Annotated in this window: 22 protein-coding genes; 14 read left to right on the forward strand and 8 right to left on the reverse strand. The window is 67.4% G+C overall.

The window, feature by feature from the left end; all coding sequences use genetic code 11:
• A partial coding sequence (locus ACNPNP_RS06980; protein WP_448966138.1) for an MFS transporter occupies positions 1 to 1,223 on the reverse strand: 1,223 nt, incomplete at its 3' end.
• 294 nt (positions 1,224 to 1,517) lie between these two features.
• Here ACNPNP_RS06980 and rpsO point away from each other — a divergent pair.
• The 3 genes from rpsO to ACNPNP_RS06995 all read left to right on the forward strand — a co-directional run bounded on the left by rpsO (position 1,518) and on the right by ACNPNP_RS06995 (position 3,124).
• A complete protein-coding gene (gene rpsO / locus ACNPNP_RS06985) occupies positions 1,518 to 1,787 on the forward strand; it encodes a 30S ribosomal protein S15 (RefSeq protein ID WP_147037780.1) in 270 nt (89 codons plus the stop codon).
• Between the two features lie 166 nt (positions 1,788 to 1,953).
• A complete protein-coding gene (locus ACNPNP_RS06990; RefSeq protein ID WP_448965335.1) occupies positions 1,954 to 2,826 on the forward strand; it encodes a hypothetical protein in 873 nt (290 codons plus the stop codon).
• Positions 2,819 to 3,124, forward strand: coding sequence for a transcriptional regulator (locus tag ACNPNP_RS06995; protein ID WP_448965336.1), 306 nt, complete (start codon positions 2,819 to 2,821; stop codon positions 3,122 to 3,124). The genes ACNPNP_RS06990 and ACNPNP_RS06995 overlap by 8 nt, the downstream gene beginning before the upstream one ends.
• Positions 3,125 to 3,176: 52 nt before the next feature.
• Here the strand turns inward: ACNPNP_RS06995 and ACNPNP_RS07000 are convergent, their stop codons facing one another.
• Positions 3,177 to 4,181 carry an isopenicillin N synthase family dioxygenase gene (locus ACNPNP_RS07000; RefSeq protein WP_448965337.1) on the reverse strand — a complete coding sequence of 335 codons (1,005 nt, stop codon included), beginning with the start codon at positions 4,179 to 4,181 and terminating at the stop codon, positions 3,177 to 3,179.
• Between the two features lie 73 nt (positions 4,182 to 4,254).
• Between ACNPNP_RS07000 and ACNPNP_RS07005 the strand changes: the two genes are divergently transcribed.
• From ACNPNP_RS07005 to efeB, 4 genes are all read left to right on the forward strand, one after another.
• Positions 4,255 to 4,698, forward strand: a complete 444-nt coding sequence (locus tag ACNPNP_RS07005) for a hypothetical protein (protein WP_448965338.1) — start codon at positions 4,255 to 4,257, stop codon at positions 4,696 to 4,698.
• Positions 4,699 to 4,777: 79 nt separating this feature from the next.
• Positions 4,778 to 5,737, forward strand: a complete 960-nt coding sequence (gene efeU, locus ACNPNP_RS07010) for an iron uptake transporter permease EfeU (protein ID WP_448965339.1) — start codon at positions 4,778 to 4,780, stop codon at positions 5,735 to 5,737.
• Positions 5,734 to 6,966, forward strand: a complete 1,233-nt coding sequence (efeO, locus tag ACNPNP_RS07015) for an iron uptake system protein EfeO (RefSeq protein WP_448965340.1) — start codon at positions 5,734 to 5,736, stop codon at positions 6,964 to 6,966. The genes efeU and efeO overlap by 4 nt, the downstream gene beginning before the upstream one ends.
• A 1-nt stretch (position 6,967) precedes the next feature.
• Positions 6,968 to 8,269 (forward strand): iron uptake transporter deferrochelatase/peroxidase subunit, encoded by a 1,302-nt coding sequence (efeB, locus tag ACNPNP_RS07020; protein WP_448965341.1) that lies wholly within the window; start codon positions 6,968 to 6,970, stop codon positions 8,267 to 8,269.
• A gap of 17 nt (positions 8,270 to 8,286) precedes the next feature.
• Here efeB and ACNPNP_RS07025 read toward each other — a convergent pair whose 3' ends face one another.
• Positions 8,287 to 9,423 (reverse strand): acyltransferase family protein, encoded by a 1,137-nt coding sequence (locus ACNPNP_RS07025; protein ID WP_448965342.1) that lies wholly within the window; start codon positions 9,421 to 9,423, stop codon positions 8,287 to 8,289.
• Positions 9,424 to 9,553: 130 nt separating this feature from the next.
• Between ACNPNP_RS07025 and ACNPNP_RS07030 the strand changes: the two genes are divergently transcribed.
• Positions 9,554 to 10,780: an LLM class flavin-dependent oxidoreductase gene (locus ACNPNP_RS07030; RefSeq protein ID WP_448966139.1), complete on the forward strand. Its 1,227-nt coding sequence runs from the start codon at positions 9,554 to 9,556 to the stop codon at positions 10,778 to 10,780.
• 2 nt (positions 10,781 to 10,782) lie between these two features.
• Positions 10,783 to 11,427 carry an FMN reductase gene (locus tag ACNPNP_RS07035; protein WP_448965343.1) on the forward strand — a complete coding sequence of 215 codons (645 nt, stop codon included), beginning with the start codon at positions 10,783 to 10,785 and terminating at the stop codon, positions 11,425 to 11,427.
• Positions 11,428 to 11,432: 5 nt separating this feature from the next.
• Here ACNPNP_RS07035 and ACNPNP_RS07040 read toward each other — a convergent pair whose 3' ends face one another.
• Positions 11,433 to 12,113, reverse strand: coding sequence for a response regulator (locus ACNPNP_RS07040; RefSeq protein ID WP_448965344.1), 681 nt, complete (start codon positions 12,111 to 12,113; stop codon positions 11,433 to 11,435).
• On the reverse strand, positions 12,110 to 13,408 hold the full coding sequence (locus ACNPNP_RS07045) for an ATP-binding protein (RefSeq protein WP_448965345.1): 1,299 nt from the start codon (positions 13,406 to 13,408) through the stop codon (positions 12,110 to 12,112). Before ACNPNP_RS07045 ends, ACNPNP_RS07040 begins: the two co-directional genes overlap by 4 nt.
• A 154-nt stretch (positions 13,409 to 13,562) precedes the next feature.
• On the opposite strand from ACNPNP_RS07045, the gene ACNPNP_RS07050 reads away from it, so the two are divergent.
• A complete protein-coding gene (locus ACNPNP_RS07050) occupies positions 13,563 to 14,999 on the forward strand; it encodes a cation:dicarboxylate symporter family transporter (RefSeq protein WP_448965346.1) in 1,437 nt (478 codons plus the stop codon).
• 56 nt (positions 15,000 to 15,055) lie between these two features.
• Here the strand turns inward: ACNPNP_RS07050 and ACNPNP_RS07055 are convergent, their stop codons facing one another.
• Together ACNPNP_RS07055 and ACNPNP_RS07060 are read right to left on the reverse strand one after the other, a co-directional pair.
• On the reverse strand, positions 15,056 to 15,235 hold the full coding sequence (locus ACNPNP_RS07055) for a DUF5302 domain-containing protein (protein ID WP_448965347.1): 180 nt from the start codon (positions 15,233 to 15,235) through the stop codon (positions 15,056 to 15,058).
• A gap of 9 nt (positions 15,236 to 15,244) precedes the next feature.
• A complete protein-coding gene (locus tag ACNPNP_RS07060; RefSeq protein ID WP_448965348.1) occupies positions 15,245 to 15,865 on the reverse strand; it encodes a DedA family protein in 621 nt (206 codons plus the stop codon).
• A gap of 64 nt (positions 15,866 to 15,929) precedes the next feature.
• On the opposite strand from ACNPNP_RS07060, the gene ACNPNP_RS07065 reads away from it, so the two are divergent.
• The 4 genes from ACNPNP_RS07065 to ACNPNP_RS07080 all read left to right on the forward strand — a co-directional run bounded on the left by ACNPNP_RS07065 (position 15,930) and on the right by ACNPNP_RS07080 (position 22,312).
• A complete protein-coding gene (locus ACNPNP_RS07065) occupies positions 15,930 to 17,945 on the forward strand; it encodes a GDSL-type esterase/lipase family protein (RefSeq protein WP_448965349.1) in 2,016 nt (671 codons plus the stop codon).
• 147 nt (positions 17,946 to 18,092) lie between these two features.
• Positions 18,093 to 20,381, forward strand: coding sequence for a polyribonucleotide nucleotidyltransferase (locus tag ACNPNP_RS07070; RefSeq protein ID WP_448965350.1), 2,289 nt, complete (start codon positions 18,093 to 18,095; stop codon positions 20,379 to 20,381).
• Between the two features lie 212 nt (positions 20,382 to 20,593).
• Positions 20,594 to 21,622 carry an aldo/keto reductase gene (locus ACNPNP_RS07075; RefSeq protein WP_448965351.1) on the forward strand — a complete coding sequence of 343 codons (1,029 nt, stop codon included), beginning with the start codon at positions 20,594 to 20,596 and terminating at the stop codon, positions 21,620 to 21,622.
• 87 nt (positions 21,623 to 21,709) lie between these two features.
• Positions 21,710 to 22,312 carry a histidine phosphatase family protein gene (locus ACNPNP_RS07080; protein WP_448965352.1) on the forward strand — a complete coding sequence of 201 codons (603 nt, stop codon included), beginning with the start codon at positions 21,710 to 21,712 and terminating at the stop codon, positions 22,310 to 22,312.
• 18 nt (positions 22,313 to 22,330) lie between these two features.
• On the opposite strand, the gene ACNPNP_RS07085 is transcribed toward ACNPNP_RS07080, so the two are convergent.
• The coding region (locus ACNPNP_RS07085) for a GNAT family N-acetyltransferase (protein ID WP_448965353.1) at positions 22,331 to 22,611 on the reverse strand (281 nt) is incomplete at its 5' end.

Raw genomic sequence — 22,611 nt, forward strand, 5'->3', positions numbered from 1 at the left:
GGTCGGGGGTCTTCTGCGTCGTAGGCGCGGAAACTCGGCGTGAGGCGTACGAGCACGCCGACGAGCGCTATCACGATCAGGCCGCCGAGCAGCGGCGGGAACCACAGCACGGTGAGCGTCGCCAGCGTGCCGGCGTAGAGCGCACCGAGGCGGGGCCCGCCGGCGACCACGATGATGAAGATGCCCTGCAGCCTTCCGCGGATGGCATCCGGGACCGAGGCCTGCATCATCGTGTTGCGGTAGATAGCGCTGATGTTGTCGGCGGCTCCTGAGAGCGCAAGGGCTGCGCAGGCCGCGATGATGAGAGCGATGTTCGCGTGGGTCTCGTCCGCCGCGGGTGACCACACAGCGATCAGCAGCACCACTCCGAAGAGCAGGATCGCCGCACCGTACGCCTGCACCGCCCGTTCGATGCCCCGGCCGTGCCAGCGATAGCGGACGATCCGACCCGAGAACAGGCTCGAGAGGAAGGTTCCCGCCGCCACGGCCGCGGTCAGGGCACCCGTGGTCACCGCGCCTCCGCCGAGGAGGACGGCTCCCAGTGCCGGGAACAACGCCAGTGGCTGCCCGAACGTCATCGCGACGATGTCGACCAGGTACTGCATCCGGATGTTGGCGGCGCGAGTGAGGAACCGCCAACCGTCGACCAGTGACTCCAGGCCCGGCCGGACGATGTCGCCCTCCGGGCGTAGAGCGGGAAGCGTCCACAGTCCGAGGAACATGGCGAGCATGAGCACGACGTCGATCGTGTAGGTCCAGCCGTAGCCGGTCAGAGCGACCAGGACGCCGGCGAGGGCCGGTCCGACCATCACCATGACCCCGATCGTGATGCCGTTCAAGGCGGATGCCGCGGCGAGGAGGTCGCGGGGGATGAGGCGCGGCACGATCGCCGTCCGCGTCGCCATGCCGACCGAATTGGCTGCCGAATTGATCATGCTCAGCGCGTACAGCCACCAGATCGTCTCGAGCTGACCCCAGGTGAGCGCCGCGAGGAGCACGGTCGATGCGAACGTGATGATCGCGGCGATGAGTGCGACCTTGCGGCGGTCGAACGCGTCGGCGAGCATGCCGCCGTAGAGGCCGGCGAGGATCATCGGCACGAGGCCGGCGACGGCGACCATCGAGACGGCGAACGTGCGCGCCGTCAACTCGAACACGTGCAGCATCACGGTGACGATGGTGAGCTGGCCACCCAGTCCTGCCAGCGTCGAACCGATCCACATGCGTGTGAAAGCGCCGCTGGCACGGAACGGGCGCAGGTCGATGAGAGACCCGCGGGCACCGCCGCTCACGGCTCGACCGCGCGCAGCGACCTCCGGTCGGCTTCGGGACGATCCCGCAAGATGATCTGCACGAGTCGAGGCTATCGGCTCGTCGCGGCGTCGCAGTCGGTGGAGGTCCGGCTCATGCGCCGAGGCTGGTAGACTTTACAGGTTGCCGTTTGATCGGCCGCGGATAAAGAGAGCTCGCACATCAGGTGCAGGGCGCCGCGCAATGAGTGAAAGGGGATCGAATCTATGGCACTGGAAGCAGACGTCAAGAAGGCGATCATCGAAGAGTACGCGACGCACCCCGGTGACACCGGATCCCCCGAGGTGCAGGCCGCGATGCTGACGCAGCGCATCAAGGACCTCACCGAGCACCTCAAGGAGCACAAGCACGACCACCACTCGCGTCGTGGCCTGTTCCTGCTCGTCGGTCAGCGCCGTCGTCTGCTCGGCTACCTCCAGGGTGTGGACATCGAGCGTTACCGCTCGCTGATCCAGCGCCTCGGACTTCGCCGATAAGGCACTGAGCCAGCGTAATATCGCACTTCTTCCGAAGGCCGTCCCAGGTGTGGGGCGGCCTTCGTCGTGTGTCGGTGCACCGGCGCTCATTGCTTTCCAGGTGGAAAGTCCGTAGATTCGGTCTCATCTAGCGCTTTCCAGTTGGAAAGCTGATGTGGAGGCCTCTGTGGACCAGCGACCTATCGACGGCGCGGCGCCGCTGCCCGCACCGAGCTCCGACGTCGCACGTGCCTACCTCGAAGAGGTCGCGACGGTCCGCTCGCGCCGCGAGGCGCGCATCGATCGGCGTGGCGCGGGTCGACTCGCGTTGGTCGAGGCCGTCGTCCTGTCCGTGTACGTCACGGTCATCGCGATCGGTATGGGCGAGTCCTCCGCGTCGTCATCGTTCATAGTGTTCGTCGGTCTGTACCTGCTGTGGATCCAGCTCGCCACTCAGCGTCGAGAGGGATACGGGATCATGGGATCCGGCGTGTCCGCGCCATGGACGACGGCGATCGTGCTCTGCGTCGTGCTGGTCGTCGTGCTCGGCGCCGCCTTCCTCGCGGGCGTCACCGGTGCGGAGATCCCGTTCCTCGTGCGGCTGGTCCCCGGGACGCTTGTTCTGCTCGTTCTCGGTGCCGCAGCGATTCGCGCCATTCGACGCTCGGCTCCTCCGACGGAGATCTTCGCCACGAGACGCAGACGGCTCTCGATCGGAGCGCGATGGGCCACGATCGTCGTGGGCGCAGTCATGGCTGCGGGTATCTGGGTGCTCTCTGTCGGCGATGAGCTCCTGCGTTCCTTCCTGGGGATGCTCTTCATGCTCGGGTACCTGACCTGGTGGACCGTGACGCGTGTCGTCGAACGGGTTCCGGCGCTCGGAGCGGTCTGGGCCTGGCCGCAATGGACGGCCTTCGCGTTCTCCGGAGTGATCATCATGACGATCGTGCTCCTCCAGGCGAGGGGCGAGACCGGGTTGCTCGTGTTCGGCCCTGCGGCTGCGACCGCGGCGTTCATCCTGCATCTCGGCAGTGCGTTCCTGGACGGGCGCGATGGCTGACACGCACCCGCGACTGCGCCTGGACGACAACTTCGCGAGCCCGATCCGCTTCTCGCTCATGGCCGCACTTCTCGACGGGAACGAGCTCGACTTCGCGACGCTCGCGAGAATCCTTCAGGTGGGAGATTCGGCGCTCAGCAAATCCATCTCCCATCTGCACGTGACCGGCTACGTCACCACGCGCAGGGGGGAGACGGAGAGTCGGCCCCGTACGTGGGTGCGTTCGACGGCCAAGGGAGAGCGCGCGTTCGCGGCGCACCTGCAGGCGCTGCAGGAGATCGTCGAGTTCGGCGGTTAGCAGCCGCGCTGAGCGGGCGGATGCGGCGCCGGAGCGCGCCGGTGCCGCATTCTCAGGCGGAAGCCGCCAGCAGATCGGAGTGATGGATCGCTGCGACGTCCGGGTGAGCACGCAGCCTCGACTTCAGGGCGTTCTCGCCGTAGAGACTGTGGATCGGGTTGCTCGGATCCTCCGTCACGCCCCGGGCTTGGTCTGCGAGCTCCGCCGGCAGTTCGATCAGCGGCAGCTTCGCGTCGAGCGCGGGGCTGAAGAAGAAGGGCACCGAGATGCGGTCCGCCGGGGCCTTGGGAGAGATCACGCGGTGGTTGGTCGCCTTCAGGTATCCGCCGGTGGCGTACTCGAGCATCTCGCCGATGTTGACGATGAAGGCGTCGTCGACCGGGGGAGCATCCACCCACTCGCCGTCGCGTTCGACCTGCAGGCCGCCCTTGCCCGGCTCGACCCAGAGCAGCGTGAGTACTCCGGAGTCCTTGTGCGCACCGACCCCCTGCTGCGGCTCCGGTGCATCGGTGCCGGGGTAGCGGACGATCTTCAGCAGACTCGCGGGATCGCCGAAGTCGGCGTCGAAGTGCGTGGGTTCGGCGCCGAGTGCCTCCGCCCAGCTGCGCAGCAGCCGCCGGGAGATGCCTGTGAGGTGCTCGCGCCACGTCTCCACGACCACCCGAAGCTCGGGTTGCGCTTCCGGCCACAGGTTGGGGCCGATCAGGCGGTTGAACGCAGGGCCGCCTTCGACGGGCTCGCGCTCGGGCCCGATGTCGATCTGCTCGCGCCAATCGACCTTGCCCTGAGTGAGCTCGCCACCGATGCGCGTGTAGCCGCGGAACTGCGCGCTGTGCACGTTCTCGATCGCGAGCTTCTGCTCCTCGGGAAGCGCGAAGAAGTCCCGGGCTGCCTGCTGCAGTCGGCGGAAGAGCGCGGGATCGATCCCGGTGCCGGTCAGGTAGAAGAATCCGACGTCGGGGGCAGCGGCGGCGAGCTCGCTGCGGAACCTCGCAGCCGCCTCTGGGCCGCCGTCGAGCTGGGAGAGGTCGAGGACGGGGAGGTTCAGTTCAGCCATGACCCGAGCGTACGGCGGGTTCTCATCGTGTGTGCCGTGTGTTGCGAAGAGTTACCAGCTATAGCGTGGAGTCATGCCTCGACTGTGGATATCGCTGCGTATCGTGTTGCCCGCTCTGTGGATGGGGCTCATCGTCGGGCTCAGCTTCATCGAGACGCCTCTGAAGTTCCTTGCGCCCGGAATCACGACGCCGCTCGGGCTCGGTATCGGTCGGCTGGTCTTCATCGCGTTGTCCGTGGCCGGCTGGACGATTCTCGTGATCCTCACTCTCATCGCGCAGGCGCGCCCACGCGAGACGAGGGGCGGGTGGATGCTGATCGGCGGGATGTGGATCATCATGGCTGTCGAGAGCTTCGTGATCCGACCCGCTCTGGCGGCCCGCAGCGATGTGATCATCGCGGGCGGTGATCCGGGGGAGTCGTGGCTGCACTACGGATACATCGTCGCCGAACTGCTGCTGCTGGTCGCCCTGGCCTGGTACATCGTGCGCGTGGCTCGGCGCATCCGAATCGAGTGATCCGTCGGCGCCTGTGCAGGGTGCTAATCTCTTCTTGTAAGGAGTGCCTTACCTAATCCCTGCAGAAAGTGCGCCGTCTGTGCTCGCCACCTTCCTCATCGGGCTCCGCGAAGGACTCGAAGCCGCGCTCGTCGTCGGCATTCTCATCGCGTATCTCCGCAGGCTCGACCGAGGCGACGTACTGCCTCGCATGTGGGCGGGCATCGGCCTCGCGATCGCACTGGCGCTGGGCATCGGCGCGATCCTCACTTTCGGACCCAACTCGCTCACGTTCGAGGCGCAGGAGATCATCGGCGGCAGCCTCTCGCTGCTCGCAGCGGCGATGGTGACATGGATGATCTTCTGGATGCAGAAGGCCGGACGCACCATGAAGCGGACACTCGAGGGTGGTGTCGACCGTGCTCTCGCGCAGGGCGGGATGTGGGCGATCGTGGCGATCGGGTTCGTCTCCGTGGCACGAGAGGGCATCGAGACGACTCTGCTGCTGTGGTCCATGGTGCAGTCGTTCGGCGACGCACCCGCCGCTCTGCTCGGCGCGCTGCTCGGCCTCGTGTGCGCTGTGCTCGTCGGTGCTCTGATCGCACGCGGGGCGGTCCGTCTGGACCTGCGCCGCTTCTTCCTCTGGACCGGCGGATTCCTCATCATCGTCGCCGCCGGGGTGCTGGCCTACGCGGTCATGGATCTGCAGGAGGCCGGTGTGATTCCCGGTCCGTTCTCCGATGCCGCTCCGGTCGATGCTCTGACCCATACGGTGGCGGTCGGGTGGGGCGCCTTCCCGTTCGGCTGGGCGTTCGACGTCAGCGCCGCCATCGCGCCGGGCGGCGTGCTCGCCACAGTGCTCCAGGCGACGGTCGGTTTCATGCCGGCGATGACCTGGATCCAGGTGCTGGCCTGGCTCGTCTACCTCCTCGTCGTCGGCTCGCTCTTCACGAGGGGCATCGTCGGCGCACGCAGCTCGGCGCTGGGGCGGCAGATCGCCCCGGCGCGGGACGACTTCTCGAACTCTCCGACACTCACCGAACCACAAGGAGCACCATGACCATGCCGACCCGACTTCTCGGTGCTCTGGCCGCCACAGGCGCCGCCGCACTCGTCCTATCGGGCTGCGTAGCGAAGGCAGATGTCGCCGACGCCGCAGCGCTGCAGGTCTCGTCCTCCGACTCCGACTGCGCTGTATCGGATTCGGCGGCGACCAGCGGCACGCTGACGTTCGAGGTCACGAACGACTCCAGTCAGGTCAGCGAGTTCTACCTGCTCGCATCCGACGGACTGCGCATCGTCGGCGAGGTGGAGAACATCGCTCCGTCCGCGTCGCGCACGCTGACCGTCGTCGCCCAGCCTGGCGAGTACTTCACGGTCTGCAAGCCGGGGATGATCGGTGACGGCGTCGGACGTTCCGCGTTCACCGTTTCCGGTGAGGCCGTTGCCGTCGAAGGCGAGGACGCCGCGCAGAAGCAGAAGGCCGTCGATCTGTACGCCGCGTTCGTGAAGGACCAGGTCGGACAGCTCGTCCCGGCGCTCGACGAGTTCATCGCCGCGTACGAGTCCAACGACGACGACACCGCTCGCGCACTGTTCCCGCAGGTCCGGGCCTTCTACGAGCGCATCGAGCCGGTCGCGGAATCGCTCGGCGACCTCGATCCACGCATCGACTACCGCGAAGTGGATGCCGTCGCCGAAGGACTGGACTGGACAGGCTTCCACCGCATCGAGAAGGACCTCTGGATCCCCGCTGCGGATGCGCTCAATGCCGACGCCGAGACGCCTGCATGGCAGGACTGGGCTCCGTCGACGAACGAGCAGCGCGGCGAGTTCGGCGATCAGCTCATCGCCGACGTGCAGGAGCTCTACGACTACGTGCACTCCGACGATTTCCTCGACGCGCTCGACGAACAGGGCATCGGCGGCATCTCGAACGGCGCGATCGCCCTGCTCGACGAGGTCGCGACCGGGAAGATCAGCGGCGAGGAGGACTGGTGGTCCGGCACTGACCTGTGGGACTTCGCCGCCAACGTCGAGGGATCGAGGATGGCGTTCGATCTGGTCCGCGACTTCGCGGAATCCACCGGCGATGAGGGCGCGGCGCTGGTCGACGACATCGACGCCGGGTACGCGGCTCTCGAGGAGTCGCTCGCCGAACAGGGATCACTGACGTCGGGGTTCATCGGATACGGCGAGCTCACCGATGACGACAAGCGCGAGCTCACCGATCTGCTCAACGCGCTGGCTGAGCCGCTCTCGCAGTTGACCGGAACGCTGCTCTCCTGACGTGAGCGATCACAGGGATCCGAACACCGAGCCGGCCCCGCCGGCCGACCAGGCCCGGCCGACCGGCCTCAGTCGTCGCGGTCTGCTCGGACTCGCGCTGGGCGGCGGTGCGGCCGGCCTCGCCGTCGGGGTGGGCGCAGGACTCGCCGGAGGCATCGCCATCGGCCGGGAGAGTGAACGCTCGGCGACCGACGCGCCCTTCGCCTTCTTCGGCGCCCATCAGGCCGGTATCACCACTCCCGTCCAGGATCACCTGCATTTCGCGTCGTTCGACATGATGCCCCGCAGTGACCGTGACGACCTCGTCACGCTCCTGCAGGACTGGTCGTACGCGGCATCGCGCATGACCCAGGGCCTCGAGGTCAGCGCGACGGGCGCGGTGGGCGGCGACGCGCAGACCCCGCCGGATGACACCGGGGAGGCTCAGGGACTCAGCGCAAGCGGCCTGACCATCACGATCGGTTTCGGCCCGACACTGTTCGAGAACGCGGACGGCGATCGCTTCGGGATCGCGGACAGGCGTCCGGCCGGCCTCGAACGGCTTCCTGCGTTCCTCGGCGACGATCTGAACCCGGGGACGTCCGACGGAGACCTCTGCATCCAGGCGTGCGCCGACGATCCGCAGGTCGCGGTCCACGCGATCCGCAACCTGAGCCGGATCGCGTTCGGGCGCGCACGGCTGCGCTGGTCGCAGATCGGATTCGGCCGTACCTCGCGCACGACCACCGATCAGGCCACGCCGCGCAACCTGTTCGGCTTCAAGGACGGCACGGCGAACATCCTCTCCGACGATGCGGCCGCGCTCGACGAGCATGTCTGGGTCGCGGCATCCGATGAGCCGCAGTGGCTCCGAGGCGGCTCCTATCTCGTTGCTCGGCGGATCGCGATGATCGTCGAGACATGGGATCGGGTGCGCCTGGCCGAGCAGGACCGGATCATCGGCCGCGACAAGGGGGAGGGGGCGCCGCTGTCCGGAGGGCACGAGTTCACGGACCCCGACTTCACGAAGGCCGCGATCGATGAGAACAGCCATGTGCGCCTCGCCCATCCGTCGCAGAACGCGGGGGTGCGGATCCTCAGGCGCGGCTACAACTTCGTCGACGGCAACAGCAGTCTCGGACGACTCGATGCCGGGCTGTTCTTCCTCTCGTACCAGCGTGATCCCCAACAGTTCATCGCGCTGCAGCGCTCGCTGTCGACCGATCTTATGAACGAGTACATCCGGCACGTCGGCTCGGGTGTCTGGGCCGTCCCCTCCGGAGCGCGCGACGGTTCGTACGTAGGCGCGGAGCTGTTCGACTGAGCAGCGCCTTCGACTGATCAGCCATCGCGAGAGCGCCGAGACCCTGTCGGATCGTCGCGGCGCGAGGCATCGGACATGAGTCGCGCATCGGAGAACAGCCAGCGCGCACGCGGTTCGACGAGCGGTCGGAACAGCCACCGCACCGGCCTCGTCGCGAGCACGACGGCGATGAGCACCGACAGGAGGATCACGGTGGGCAACCAGATCCAGGTCGGCTCCGCGTCGCGCAGGATGCCGGATTCTCGGAACGGGTAGAGCACGAACGAGTGCAGCAGATACACGTACATCGTGTACTGACCGAACTTCGTCCACCATTGCTCGCGACGGGGGATCAGCACGAAGAATGCGGCGCTCAGCACGAGACCGATCGCGATGAGCAGCAGGCGGATCCCACCGGACCACCACTCGTCACCCCCGAGGTCGACGTAGGTGTCGTTGTAGAAGAACCACTTGTCGAGACTCATGCTCTCCCACAGGTCCACCCACGTCCACGCCACGTACGCGTCTGCGGCGAAGACGAGCAGCGCGACGGCGCGGAGCCACCAGGGCCTGAAGTCGATCAGGCGGAAGCGGTTCACGAGGTCGTGCTCCCGCAGCCACCATCCGAGCACGAAGAACGGCAGGAAGCCCAGTGTGCGCGAGAGCGAGAAGGTGCTGTCGACGTTGCTGAGGTAGCCGGCACCCACGGAGATCAGCACGCTCCACACCAGCGGCCAGCGCAGCAGGGCGAGATAGGGCAGGACCAGTCGGAAGATCCCGAGGGCGAGCAGGAACCACAGCGTCCACGACGGTTTCGTGAGGTTGGGTTCGGCCTGGCCCTCCACGAGCCACTTCGTGAGGGTCCACAGCAGCTCGAAGATCACGTACGGGACCAGGATGTCGGTGATGACCCTCGCCATCTGCTTGCGAGTGGGCGGCGAGGACTTCGAGAAGTACCCGGCGATGATCGCGAACGCCGGCATGTGGAACGCGTAGAACGCCAGGTAGAGCGCCATCGCGATGCTCGAGTCGTAGGTGAGGCGCTGGATGGCGTGTCCGAGGACGACGAGCACGATGCACGCGTATCGGGCGTTGTCCCAGAAGGGCACGCGTCTGCGTGGCCGCGCCATGCCCCCGGTGATCGGGCCCGTGGGCGTCTGTGCGGCAGTGCTCATCCTCCGAGGCTACCGGCCGTTCCACGGCAGACCGGGAATAAAGTTGCGTGGGTTGCGTTGTCCCATATACATGCATTTGAATAGAAGCGACATGCAGACAGCATCCGCCTCGAGAAACCCGGAGCACACCATGAGCGAGCACGCCGACACCTCAGGCATCCAGTTCGGACTCTTCACCGTCAGCGACGTCACCCAGAACCCCGTCACGGGTGAGACCCCGAGCGAGGGGCAGAAGATCAAGGACGCGATGACGATCGCGCGGCACGCCGAAGAGGTGGGCCTGGACGTCTTCGCCATCGGCGAGCACCACAACCCGCCGTTCTGGTCGTCATCGCCCTCGACGACCCTCGCCGCGATCGCCGCGCAGACCGAGCGCATCATCCTCTCGACCTCGACGACGTTGATCACCACGAACGACCCGGTGAAGATCGCCGAGGACTTCGCGATGCTCCAGCACATCTCTGGCGGACGAACCGACCTCATGCTCGGCCGTGGAAACACCGGCCCCGTCTACCCGTGGTTCGGCAAGGACATCCGCCAGGGCCTGCCGCTGGCCATCGAGAACTACGCCCTGCTGCGCAAGCTCTGGGACGAGGACGTCGTCGACTGGGAGGGCAAGTTCCGTACGCCGGTGCAGGGCTTCACCTCGACGCCCCGACCACTCGACGGCGTCGCACCGTTCGTGTGGCACGGGTCGATCCGCACGCCCGAGATCGCTGAGCAGGCGGCGTACTACGGCGACGGTTTCTTCGCGAACAACATCTTCTGGCCCAAGGAGCACTACCAGCGCCTGATCGAGCTGTACCGCCAGCGCTACGCGCACTACGGGCACGGCACACCGGAGCAGGCGATCGTGGGCATCGGAGGGCAGGTGTTCATGCGGGCCAAGTCGCAGGATGCGGTGAACGAGTTCCGTCCGTACTTCGACAACGCGCCGGTCTACGGCCACGGTCCCAGCATGGAGGACTTCACCGAGATGACGCCGCTCACGGTCGGCTCTCCGCAGCAGGTCATCGACCGGTACGCAGCGATGCGCGACACCTTCGGCGACTTCCAGCGTCAGCTGTTCCTGATCGATCACGCGGGCCTCCCGCTCAAGGTCGTGCTCGAGCAGCTCGACATCCTCGGCGGCGAAGTGGTGCCGGCTCTGCGCCGCGAACTCACCACGAACCGCCCGGCGACGGTGCCGGATGCCCCCACCCATGCCGCCCGCGTGAAGGCCGTGTACGGCGACGGGCCTGCCCGCCAGGCGGTGCCGGGCGCCAATCGAGGTGACAACCTCACCGCAGGATCCCCGTACCAGGACACCCCCGAGCCCGCAGGCGCCGCGTTCGGGCTCGGCCGGAAGGATGCATGATCATGGCAGAGCGTCGCATCGCCGTCATCTCGGCAGGACTCTCCAACCCGTCGTCGACCCGCATGCTCGCAGACCGCATGGCGGCCGAGACCGTGAAGCGGCTCGCCGAGCACGACATCGAGGCCACCGTCGACGTGATCGAGCTGCGCGACCTCGCGCACGACATCACGAACAACCTGCTCACGGGGTTCGCGCCGGCGGCTCTCGAATCAGCGCTCAACTCGGTGTACTCGGCCGACGCAGTGATCGCGGTGACGCCGATCTTCTCCACGAGCTACTCAGGACTGTTCAAGTCGTTCATCGACGTGCTCGATCCCGATGCGCTCACCGGCAAGCCCGTTCTGATCGGCGCGAACGCCGGCACGCCGCGTCATTCGCTCGCGATCGACTACGCGATCCGTCCGTTGTTCGCCTACCTGCACGCTGAGACCGTCTCCACCGGAGTGTTCGCGGCGTCCAGCGATTGGGGTGGATCAGGAGACGACGTCGCACCACTGGCGAAGCGGGTGGAGAAGGGCGCAGGAGAACTCGCGGACGCCATCGCCCGCAAGGACGCGGCGGCCGTCGAGGACCCGTTCGATCCGGCGAACTACCTGGGCGAGGGCCGATCCTTCGGCCATCTGCTCGGCGGGCTCGCGGGGGAGTAGCTCCCTCAGCGCCACCGGTACTCGGTTTCGGGGCGGCCACGACCGCGGTACCGGGCGGCGCGCTCGAGCCTGCCCTCATCGGCGAGGTGCTCGAGGTAGCGACGCGTCGCCACACGCGACATCCCCAGTTGTTCGGCGGCCTCGCTCGCCGACAGCACCCCCGCGACACGGGCGGCCGCGGTCACACGGGCCAGCGAGGTGGCCGACAGTCCCTTCGGTACCCGGATGCTCCCTGTGGGCCGTGATGCGCCCAGCAGCGCGTCGATCTCGGCCTGGCTGGCCTGACCGGCCGCGGCGACGGCCTTCGCGCTGTAGGCGCGGTGCTGCTCGAGGCGCTCGCTGAAGGTGGCGAACGTGAACGGTTTGACCAGGTACTGCACGACCCCGAGCGCGGCCATCTGGCGCACGGTCTCCGCGTCTCGGACCCCGGTGATGGCGATGACGTCGACGGGGATCGAGCGTGCCCGCAGATGACGCAGGACATCGAGTCCTGAACCGTCGGGCATCGTCATGTCGAGCAGCACCAGGTCGATGCCCTCCGGCGGAGGATTCTCGATCAGAGCATTGAGCGCCGCGCGGGCGCTGCTGCATTCCCCGACGACCGCGTAGCCGTCGACGCGCTCGATGTAGTCCCTGTGCAGTTCCAGGGTCAGGGCATCGTCATCGACGAGGAGCGTGTGGATCACGGCATCCGCCCCTTCGTCGCCTCATGCGGCCCACGCGCACCCGGCAGCGTCACACGGAACGTCGTCGGATCGTCCATGATCTCCACGGTCCCGCCTGCCTCGTCCACGATCGATCGCACCAGCGCGAGTCCGACACCTCTGCCGTCGGCGCCGGCAGGCTTGGTCGAGAACCCGTGCCGGAAGATCTGCACCCGGACCGCGGAGGGAACGCCTGCGCCACTGTCCGAGACCTCGAGCACCACTCCGCCGTCCGGCGCGGCTCCGACCACGACCCGGATCCAGCGCACCGGCGCCGCAGCGGCCGCATCCAGGGCGTTGTCGATGAGGTTGCCGAGCACGGCGATGCTGTCCATCGGCGCGAGTGCCGAGCGCGGTGCGTCTGGCGCGATGTCGGCCGACCATTCGACACCGCGCTCCTTCGCCTGAGAGGCCTTGCCCAGCAGCAGCGCGCCCACCGTCGGGTCGCCGTCTCGCCTGGCCGTGACCTGATCCACGAGCGACTGGCTCTGCCTCGATGTCTCGGCGAGGATCTCGATCGCCTCCTGCGTGCGCCCGAGCTCCAACAGCGCGATCGCGGTGTGCATCCGGTTCCCGTGCTCATGCGTCTGGGCGCGCAGTGCTTCACCGAGTGTGCGCACCGATTCGTAGGACGCGACGGCATCGCGCACCCGTCCAGCCGGCAGATCGCCCGCGATGCGGCGGGTGTAGCGACGTGCGAGGTACGCACCGAGCGAGCCGGCGGCGATGATCAGCGCGGAGATCGCGACAGCCGACGGCAGACGTCCGAGGAACGACTCGGCCACGGATTCGACGGTGACGCCCGCCGCCACCCACCCCACGCTTTCCCCTTCAGCGTTCAGCACCGGCGTGATCGTGCGGATCGAGGCGCCCAGTGTTCCGGTGAACTCCTCGGTGAGAGTGTCCGGTGTCGGAGGGATGGTGCCGATGTAGAGCGCCCCGAGCCGTGTGGGGTCGGGGTGCGTGACGCGCACACCGGAAGGCGTCATCACCGTGATGAAGTCCAGGGCTGAATGATCGACGACCGCGGTCGCGTAGGGCTGCAGTGCGGCGGATGCGGCGCCGGGATCATCGCCGTCGAGGGCCTCGATGACGCTCGGTGAGTCGGCGAGCGTCTGCGCCAGCGCGCGGGTGAGGTTCTCGGCCTCGGTCCGTGCGCTGCGCTGGGTCTGCAGAGCGAGGATCAACGCGGCGACGGCCCCCACCAGGATCGCCGCGATGAGCAGGACGACGAACACGTGGGACGCCGCGCTGCGGCCGCGCTCAGAACGCGTCATCGCGATCTCCTTCTGCGTCGTCGGCCCGCCGGGCCACGACCAATACGACCACAAATGGTGGCCGTCTGAGAACCCGGGGGAGGGTGAGACCCGTTCACCCGGCGCTTCGCCGGACGTCATGTGACGACGCAGTTCATGATCACGGAGGTAACCCATGGCCATCACGACGAGCTTCTCGCTTCCCGGCTACAACTGGCGAAAAGGCAAACGCTCCTGGGACAAGCACACCTGGTTGTACGTGTCCGTCCTCATCGCCGTCGTCCTCGGCGCGGCCGTCGGCCTGATCTGGCCGGAGTTCGCGCAGAGCCTGGAACCGCTCGGCAAAGGCTTCGTCTCGCTGATCAAGATGATGATCGCACCGATCATCTTCTGCACGATCGTCGTCGGCGTCGGATCGATCGCGAAGGCGGCCACCGTCGGGAAGATCGGCGGTCTCGCGCTCCTGTACTTCATGCTGATGTCCACGTTCGCGCTGGCGATCGGTCTTGTCGTGGGAAACATCATCCACCCCGGCACCGGGCTGGACATGGCCGGCGCGTCGTACGACGCGACCACCACGGAGGCGAAGTCCACGCAGGACTTCATCCTCGGCATCATCCCGACGACATTCTTCTCGGCCTTCACGGGTGAGAGCGTTCTGCAGGTGCTGTTCATCGCACTGCTGGTCGGCTTCACCGTTCAGGGGCTCGGCGACAAGGGAGCACCGATCATGGCTGCGGTGAAGCAGCTTCAGCTGCTCGTGTTCCGCATCCTCGGCATGATCCTCTGGCTCGCGCCGATCGGAGCGTTCGGCGCGATCGCCGCCGTGGTCGGCAAGACCGGCATCGCCGCGATCTGGGGCCTCGGTCTTCTGATGGTCGCGTTCTACGTCACGTGCATCGTGTTCATCATCGGAGTGCTCGGCACGCTGCTGTACGTCGTCACGCGACTGAACATCTTCCTGCTCATCAAGTACCTGGCCCGCGAGTACCTGCTCATCGTCGGCACGTCGTCGTCGGAGTCGGCGCTCCCGCGGCTCATCGCCAAGATGGAGCACGTCGGGGTGTCCAAGCCGGTCGTGGGGATCACGGTGCCGACCGGATACTCGTTCAACCTCGACGGTACGGCGATCTATCTGACGATGGCGTCCCTGTTCATCGCGGCAGGTATGGGGCAGCCGATGTCGATCGGAGAGCAGATCGGACTTCTGCTGTTCATGATCATCGCCAGCAAGGGCGCGGCAGGCGTCACCGGCGCCGGCCTCGCGACGCTCGCCGGCGGTCTGCAGGCGTACCGACCAGACCTCGTCGACGGGGTCGGCGTGATCGTCGGGATCGACCGCTTCATGTCCGAGGGGCGCGCGCTCACGAACTTCACCGGCAACGCAGTGGCGACACTTCTCATCGGCACCTGGACGAAGCAGATCGATCCGGAGCGGGCGCGACGCGTGCTCGGCGGCGGCGAACCGTTCGACGAGTCGATGATCGACGGATCGTCGCACGACGGGATGTCCACCGCGACGGACGCGGTCGACACCCAGGGCCTGGAAGAGGCAGCGGTGAGAGAGCTGGCGGCGAAGGAAGCGCGGGCGAAGGCACGCGCTCAGAGCTGAGGCGAATCCTCAGAAGAGGAAGAGGGCCACTCCGTCGGGAGGGGCCCTCTTGGTGGTCATCCGCTCTTGCGTCGGAACTCACGTCGCGTCTGCGGTGCGTTCGCCGCGTGGACGGCGGAGTCGCCGTCCAGGTGCGATTCACCGTTGCGGTGCTGTGCGTTCTTCTTCTCGAGCGCTTCCTTGAACTTGCGCTTCATCTCCTCGGACGAGGAGGTCGCGCCTTCTTCGGTGCTCATGACGCCAGCCTACTCGGACGGCTCGTTCGCTGCGACCGGGTTCCGCCCACGGGAGCGCCGGCGGATGACGAGGTCGATCAATGCGCCGAGCCCGATGGCGACGACGATCGAGATCAGCACCGACACGATGGGCGCGTCGGGAAAGATCGCGGCGAACACCGCGCCGATGGCGGCCTGGTACGTTGCCCAGCCCGTCGCGGCGAGCACGACCAGGCCGAGGTAGCGCGCGAACGGGATCCGGGTCGCTCCGGCGACGAGGTTGATCGCAAGCCGTGCGAAGGGGATGAAGCGTGCGGTGAACAGCACCACCGCCGTGCCCGCTTCGAGCCGCCCGCGTGCCCAGCGCTGCGCGCGCCGCAGACGTTCGTTGCGCATCCACCGCCAGCGTTCCAGGCCAGCCCACCGGCCGATCCCGTAACACAGCAGGTCTCCGCAGGCCGCCGCTGCCGCGGCGCAGAGGATCACCGCCCACAGCGGGGGCGTGCCCGTCGACGTCGACAGCGCCCCGAGCGCCGTCACTGCGATCTCGCCGGGGACGACCACGAGGAACGCGTCACCGAACACGAGTAGCGCCATGACGGCGAGGCCCCAGGGACCTGTCGCCGCATCGAGCAGCGCTTCCGGAATCACGCGACAACTCTGCGCGTCCAAGGTGAACGGAAACGGAATCGGGGACAGCCGGTGAAGGACAGTCATGCAACAGGTGAACACTCAGGTGTGGGGCCCGCCGTTGTCCGATGCCGGCGATCGGTGGCGTCATCCTGAGATCGTGAGAGTCGCGATCGTGACCGAATCCTTCCTGCCGCACATGAACGGTGTGACGGGATCTGTGCTGCAGATCCTGCGCCACCTCGAGCGCGAGGGCCATGAGGCCCACGTGATCGCCCCGGATGCCGTCGGCATCCCATCCGTGATGCATGAGGCCCCCATCGAGCCGGTGGCGAGCGTGGCACTGCCGGGGTACCGCAACGTCAGGATCGGCGCGGCGACCACGAGACGCGTCGCGGCATCGCTGGCACGTTTCCGCCCCGACGTGGTGCACCTGGCCTCGCCGTTCGCGTTGGGATGGCGCGGCGCACTCGCGGCGTCCAGCCGCGGCATACCTGCCGTCGCCGCGTACCAGACCGATATCGCCGCGTACACGGAGCGCTACCGGCTTCCCGCCACGACGGCGTTCGCCCGCAACCACATCGTCCGGCTGCATCGCCGGGCGACACTGACCCTGGCGCCGTCGAGCGAGTCCGAACGCCAGCTGATCGACCTCGGCGTCGCCCGCATCCGCCGGTGGGGACGCGGCGTCGCCGCCGAGCGATTCCACCCTTCGCAGCGCGACGAGCGGCTGAATCGTCGGACGCCGGACGAGGTCATCGTCGGGTACGTCGGTCGGCTTGCCGCGGAGAAGCAGGTCGAGGATCTTCGGGTGCTGCATCGGATGCCGGGTGTGCGTCTCGTCATCGTCGGCGATGGGCCGTCGAAGGCGAGGCTGCAGTCCGAACTGACCGATGCGCTGTTCCTCGGACACCTCGACGGGGAATCACTCGCGACCGCCATGGCGTCGTTCGACATCTTCGTGCATCCGGGCGAGAGCGAGACGTTCGGTCAGACCCTGCAGGAAGCCCACGCGAGTGGCGTTCCCATCGTCGCGACGGGCCGCGGCGGTCCTCTCGACCTGGTGCGGATGGGCATCGACGGCTGGTTGTACCGGCCGGGAGACCTGGACGACCTCCGCATGCGAGTGGCCGACCTCGCCGGTGACGGCCGCAAGCGCCGGGCGTTCGGCGTCGCGGGACGCGCCGCCGTGGAGGGGCGCAGCTGGCAGGCGGTGTGCGACCAGTTGATGGGGCACTTCGAGGAGGCCCGCGCACTGCACGATCTCGATCAGCGGACGAGAGCCGCACGCATCCGGAGGCCCGAACCGGCGCGTCCGACATCGGGGCGCCGCTGGCAGCGCTACGTCGCACTGGGAGACTCGTTGACCGAAGGGCTCTGCGATCCCGCACCCGACGGCGCGCTGCGCGGCTGGGCCGATCGTCTCGCGCTGCTGCTGGCCGCCCGCGGCGGCCTCCACTATGCGAACCTCGCCGTGCGATCGCGGCGCGTGCGCGACGTGTCGGGGGAGCAGCTCGCCAGGGCGCGCGAGCTGCAGCCGGATCTCGTGTCCATCCTGATCGGCGCGAACGACCTCGTGAAATCCCACGTCGACGTCGCCGCGCTGGCGGCGCAGGTCGAGCAGGTCGTGCGCACACTGCGAGACGACGGCGCGGATGTGCTCCTGGTGACGCCCTTCCTGCCCGACCGTCGGGCCGCGCGGCTCTTCACGCGGCGGTTCGCCGACTTCGCCAGCCGACTGGCCGCGATCGCGGAGCGCACGGGTGCCATCCTCATCGACACGGACCTGCACCCTGTGCTCTCGTCCAGACCGAACTGGGGCGAGGACCTCGTCCACCTCAGCAGCCGCGGACATCGCTTCCTCGCCTACCAGGCAGGAGAGATGCTCGGCGTGCCGCACGCCGACACGCTCGGCGCGCTGGATCAGGTCCTGCACGACGTCGATTCCACGAGTCGCGCAGCGTGGTGGCAGCATCACGCCCTGCCATGGGTGTGGCGGCGCCTGCGCGGCCGGGTGGCCGGAGACGGTCGGGTGGCCAAGCACGATGACTACGTCTACATCGGCCGGTCGTCGGCCATGCGCAGCGTCGCAGCCCGCTGAGGCGTCCAGGTCATCCGCGAATTCCACGCGCGCTGGTAGGCTGACAGTGGACTGCTGTGTGCAGTACGCGCGCCGCATTGTGCGCGCTGACGTATGATCTCGCCCGTCACACGGACGGACGAGTCTAAACAAAGAAGGAGAGACCTCTTGGAAGGTCCTGAAATCACTGCCGCCGAGGCCGTTCTCGACAACGGCCGCTTCGGCACTCGTACCATCCGCTTCGAAACCGGTCGCCTCGCTCAGCAGGCGCAGGGTTCGGTCGCGGCTTACCTCGACGGGGAGACCATGATCCTCTCCGCGACCAGCGCAGGGAAGCACCCGCGCGAAGGATTCGACTTCTTCCCGCTGACCGTCGACGTCGAAGAGCGTTCGTACGCTGCCGGCAAGATCCCCGGCTCGTTCTTCCGCCGTGAGGGCCGTCCCTCCACCGAGGCCATCCTGGTCTGCCGTCTGATCGACCGCCCGCTTCGTCCGTCGTTCGGCGACGGACTCCGCAACGAGGTCCAGGTCGTCATCACCGTGCTGTCGATCGCTCCGGGTGAGTACTACGACGCTCTGGCGATCAACGCGGCCTCCGCGTCGACGCAGATCTCGGGTCTGCCGTTCTCCGGTCCGATCGCGGGCGTGCGCCTGGCGCTCATCCCGGGTCAGGGCGAGAATGCGGATCAGTGGGTCGCGTTCCCGAACCAGGCTCAGGTCGAAGAGGCCGTGTTCGACCTCATGGTCGCCGGTCGCGTCGTCAAGAAGTCCGACGGTTCCGAAGACGTCGCGATCATGATGGTCGAGGCCGAAGCCACCGAGAACAGCTGGAACCTCATCAAGGGCGGCGCCGTCAAGCCGAACGAAGAGGTCGTCGCAGGTGGCCTCGAGGCCGCCAAGCCGTTCCTGAAGCAGCTCGTCGAGGCGCAGGCCGAGATGGCTTCGCACTCCTCGAAGGCTCCCGGCGTGTACCCGGTCTTCCCGGCGTACGAGCAGGGCACCTACGACTTCATCGCCGCCTCTGCGACCGCCGACCTCGAGAAGGTCTACCTGATCGCCGACAAGCAGGAGCGCCAGAGCGCCGATGACGAGGTCAAGGACCGCGTCAAGGCCGAGGTCGCCTCCGCCGTCGAGGCCGGGACACTCCCCGCTTCCGCGACCGGTGAGGTCTCGGGCGCGTACAAGTCGCTGACGAAGAAGATCGTCCGTGGTCGTGTGCTGTCCGAGGGCGTCCGCATGGACGGCCGTGGACTGGCCGACATCCGTCCGCTGGACGCCGAGGTGCAGGTCATCCCGCGCGTGCACGGTTCGGCGATCTTCCAGCGCGGCGAGACCCAGATCATGGGTGTCACCACGCTGAACATGCTCAAGATGGAGCAGCAGATCGACTCGCTGTCGCCGACGACGAGCAAGCGCTACATGCACCACTACAACTTCCCGCCCTACTCGACCGGTGAGACCGGGCGCGTCGGGTCGCCGAAGCGTCGCGAGATCGGGCACGGCTTCCTGGCCGAGCGCGCGCTCGCACCGGTGCTGCCCAGCCGCGAGGAGTTCCCCTACGCGATCCGTCAGGTGTCCGAGGCTCTCGGCTCCAACGGCTCGACGTCGATGGGCTCGGTCTGCGCGTCCACCCTGTCGCTGCTGAACGCGGGTGTGCCGCTGCGTGCACCCGTGGCAGGCATCGCGATGGGCCTCGTGTCCGATGAGGTCGACGGCCAGACGCGTTACGCCGCGCTGACCGACATCCTCGGTGCGGAAGACGCTCTCGGCGACATGGACTTCAAGGTCGCCGGCACCAGCGAGTTCATCACCGCCATCCAGCTCGACACGAAGCTCGACGGACTCCCGTCCGACGTGCTCACCGGCGCGCTGACCCAGGCGCGCGATGCGCGTCTGACGATCCTCGGTGTCCTGAACGCGGCGATCGACGCTCCTGACGAGATGGCGCCCACCGCGCCGCGCGTCATCAGCGTGCAGATCCCCGTCGACAAGATCGGCGAGCTGATCGGCCCGAAGGGCAAGACGATCAACGCGATCCAGGACGAGACCGGCGCGCAGATCTCGATCGAGGAGGACGGCACCGTCTACATCGGCGCGACCGATGGGCCGTCCGCTGAGGCGGCTCGTGCGCAGGTCAACGCGATCGCCAACCCCACCAACCCCGAGGTCGGCGAGCAGTTCCTCGGCACGGTCGTGAAGATCGCGTCGTTCGGTGCGTTCATCTCGCTGCTGCCCGGCAAGGACGGACTGCTGCACGTCACCGAGGTGCGCAAGCTCGCCGGTGGCAAGCGCGTCGAGAACGTCGACGACGTCCTCTCGGTCGGCCAGAAGATCCTCGTGAAGATCACGAAGATCGACGACCGCGGCAAGCTGTCGCTCGAGCCGGTCCTCGACGACGCCGCTGAGGCGGCACCGGCGGCCGAGGCCGCTGCCGAGTCGGAGACCACCGAGGCGTAAGCCATCCGGATCAGGCCCGGATTCCACTCCTTGCGAGCGGGATCCGGGCCTTCTTCGTATCCGATGTGATCGAAACGTTATGCAAAGTTCTCCGGGTGTTACCGCCAATGGTCGGAGTTGTCTCCGGCGTCGCTTACCCTCGAAATACGCACCGGGGGGTGCACACGGATCACGCAGGCCGTAGCTATCGGACATGTGCGGGGGTGATGAGGATGCGACTGTTCAGCACAGGTGCTGCTGATCAGCAGGCGAGCCTGCAGGAGCATTCCCTCGAGCATCCGTCCGCACCGATACCGGTCGTCGGTCCAGGGGTGGGCGAGAGCATTCGCGTTCCGCTCGGTGAGACCGGCATGGAGACGTTCCCGCTCATGCTCGGGGCGGCTGAGTTCGGGTGGAACGTCGACCTCGAGACCAGCCATGCGATCCTCGACCGCTACGTCGAGTTCGGCGGTAATGCGATCCACACCGCCGACGGGTTCTCGGGCGGTCGCAGCGAGCACATCATCGGCCAGTGGCTTCGTTCGAGGGGGCACCGCGACCGCAGCCTGCTCAGCGTGCGCATCGGCTCGCATGCCGACAATCCGGGCCTGGGCTCGGTGAATCTCGTACGCGCCGTCGAAGGTTCGCTCACCAGGCTCGGCGTCGAACGGATCGATGTGCTGCATCTCGATGCGTCCCTCGATCAGCAGACCAATCTGGAAGACACCCTGGCGACGGTCGAGTGGCTGCGTGACGCGGGCAAGATCCACGCGGTCGGCGCCTTCGGCTTCGCCCCTGAGCGGTTGGTGGAGGCGCGGATCCTCGCCGCAGCAGGCTACCCGCGCATCGAGGTGCTCGACGAGCCGTACAACCTCATCCGCCGTCAGGCCTTCGAGGGCGATCTGCGACTCGTCGCGGGCGCGCAGAGTCTCGCCGTCACGCCTTCGCACGCTCTCGAGCACGGTTTCCTCTCCGGCAGGCACCGCAACAAGGCGCTGATGTCGCAGGGCGTGCGCGGCGAACAGCTGCGAGGGCATCTGAACCGTCGTGGCATCCGGATCCTCCGTGCGCTCGACCAGGTGGCGACCGAGATCGCCGCACCTGTCGCGGCGGTGTCGATCGCCTGGCTGCTCGCGCAGCGCACGATCGCCGCGCCGATCGTCAACACCTTCGCGACGCAGCACGTCGAGGAGCTCATGCAGGGCGCAGGCATCACGCTGTCGCGCACGCAGGTGGCCGACCTCACTCGCGCGGGAAACTGAGTCTCGCCGGATCAGCCCGGGCGTGTCGCGCATCTGCCGCTAGGGTGGAAGTGCCCCAGCGGAAGCTGGCGACGAAGCGAGCGGGTTGTGACGCACTATATATATCTGGTCAGACACGGTGAACATCAGGATGCCGAACACGGTGTCGACGACGGACCCCTCTCTCCACGGGGGCAGCGTCAGGCGGAATTGATCGCCGATCGGCTGTCCGGACTCCCGCTCGACGCTGTCTGGCACTCGCCGTTGCTGCGGGCGACCGAGACGGCCCGGGCGATCGCAGAGCGACTTCCCTCCGTCACGCCTGAGCCGTCGGCGCTGCTCTTCGACTGCGTCCCCACGGGTATGACGGAGGAGACGCCGGCGGCCTACGAGCCGTTCTTCGGTTCTGTCACTGAGGCCGAGGTCGAGGCGGGCGGCGCGCAGATGGCTGACGCCGTCAACGAGTTCCTGGTCCGTAAGCAGGGCGACGTGCACGAGGTGCTGATCACGCACAACTTCGTGATCTCCTGGTTCGTTCGTGAGGTCCTCGGCGCCCCCGAGTGGCGGTGGATGACGCTCAACCAGGCGCACTGCGGCCTGACCGTCATCGCCCAGAAGCAGGGCCGGCCCTGGACGCTGGTCAATCACAACGAGCTCGGGCATCTGCCCGTCGAGTTGCGCACCGGACTCCCCGAACCCATTCCGGTGTGATGCGCCGGCGCTGATCGCTCAGCGCAGGCTCTTGCGGTACCAGCGGGTCGCGTTCCGGTTGTCGTTGTAGGCCTCGATCTGTTCGAAGCCGCTGCGGGCGTACAGTCGGCCGGCGGACTCGAGCGTGTGATGAGTGTCGAGCACGAGCTCGGCGGCGCCCCACTCGCGAGCGCGCCGTTCGAGCTCGTCGAGTATCGCGCGTCCCCAGCCCTGGCCCCTCGTGACCGGCTTGAGGAAGAGATGCTTCACCTCGTAGCGGATGCCGGCCTCGCCGTCCGCCAGGCGTCGGATGCCACCGC

This window comes from Microbacterium xerophyticum, from assembly GCF_053543555.1.

What these genes read in the sequence shown, in the direction of transcription:
- ACNPNP_RS07050 (WP_448965346.1), top strand. Translation starts at nt 13,563, where the DNA reads ATGGCCATCACGACGAGCTTCTCGCTTCCCGGCTACAACTGGCGAAAA.
- ACNPNP_RS07065 (WP_448965349.1), top strand. Translation starts at nt 15,930, where the DNA reads ATGCAACAGGTGAACACTCAGGTGTGGGGCCCGCCGTTGTCCGATGCC.
- ACNPNP_RS07000 (WP_448965337.1), bottom strand. Translation starts at nt 4,181, where the DNA reads ATGGCTGAACTGAACCTCCCCGTCCTCGACCTCTCCCAGCTCGACGGC.
- ACNPNP_RS07045 (WP_448965345.1), bottom strand. Translation starts at nt 13,408, where the DNA reads ATGACGCGTTCTGAGCGCGGCCGCAGCGCGGCGTCCCACGTGTTCGTC.
- ACNPNP_RS07075 (WP_448965351.1), top strand. Translation starts at nt 20,594, where the DNA reads ATGCGACTGTTCAGCACAGGTGCTGCTGATCAGCAGGCGAGCCTGCAG.
- ACNPNP_RS07055 (WP_448965347.1), bottom strand. Translation starts at nt 15,235, where the DNA reads ATGAGCACCGAAGAAGGCGCGACCTCCTCGTCCGAGGAGATGAAGCGC.
- ACNPNP_RS06995 (WP_448965336.1), top strand. Translation starts at nt 2,819, where the DNA reads ATGGCTGACACGCACCCGCGACTGCGCCTGGACGACAACTTCGCGAGC.
- ACNPNP_RS07005 (WP_448965338.1), top strand. Translation starts at nt 4,255, where the DNA reads ATGCCTCGACTGTGGATATCGCTGCGTATCGTGTTGCCCGCTCTGTGG.
- ACNPNP_RS07035 (WP_448965343.1), top strand. Translation starts at nt 10,783, where the DNA reads ATGGCAGAGCGTCGCATCGCCGTCATCTCGGCAGGACTCTCCAACCCG.
- efeO (WP_448965340.1), top strand. Translation starts at nt 5,734, where the DNA reads ATGACCATGCCGACCCGACTTCTCGGTGCTCTGGCCGCCACAGGCGCC.
- ACNPNP_RS07030 (WP_448966139.1), top strand. Translation starts at nt 9,554, where the DNA reads ATGAGCGAGCACGCCGACACCTCAGGCATCCAGTTCGGACTCTTCACC.
- rpsO (WP_147037780.1), top strand. Translation starts at nt 1,518, where the DNA reads ATGGCACTGGAAGCAGACGTCAAGAAGGCGATCATCGAAGAGTACGCG.
- ACNPNP_RS07025 (WP_448965342.1), bottom strand. Translation starts at nt 9,423, where the DNA reads ATGAGCACTGCCGCACAGACGCCCACGGGCCCGATCACCGGGGGCATG.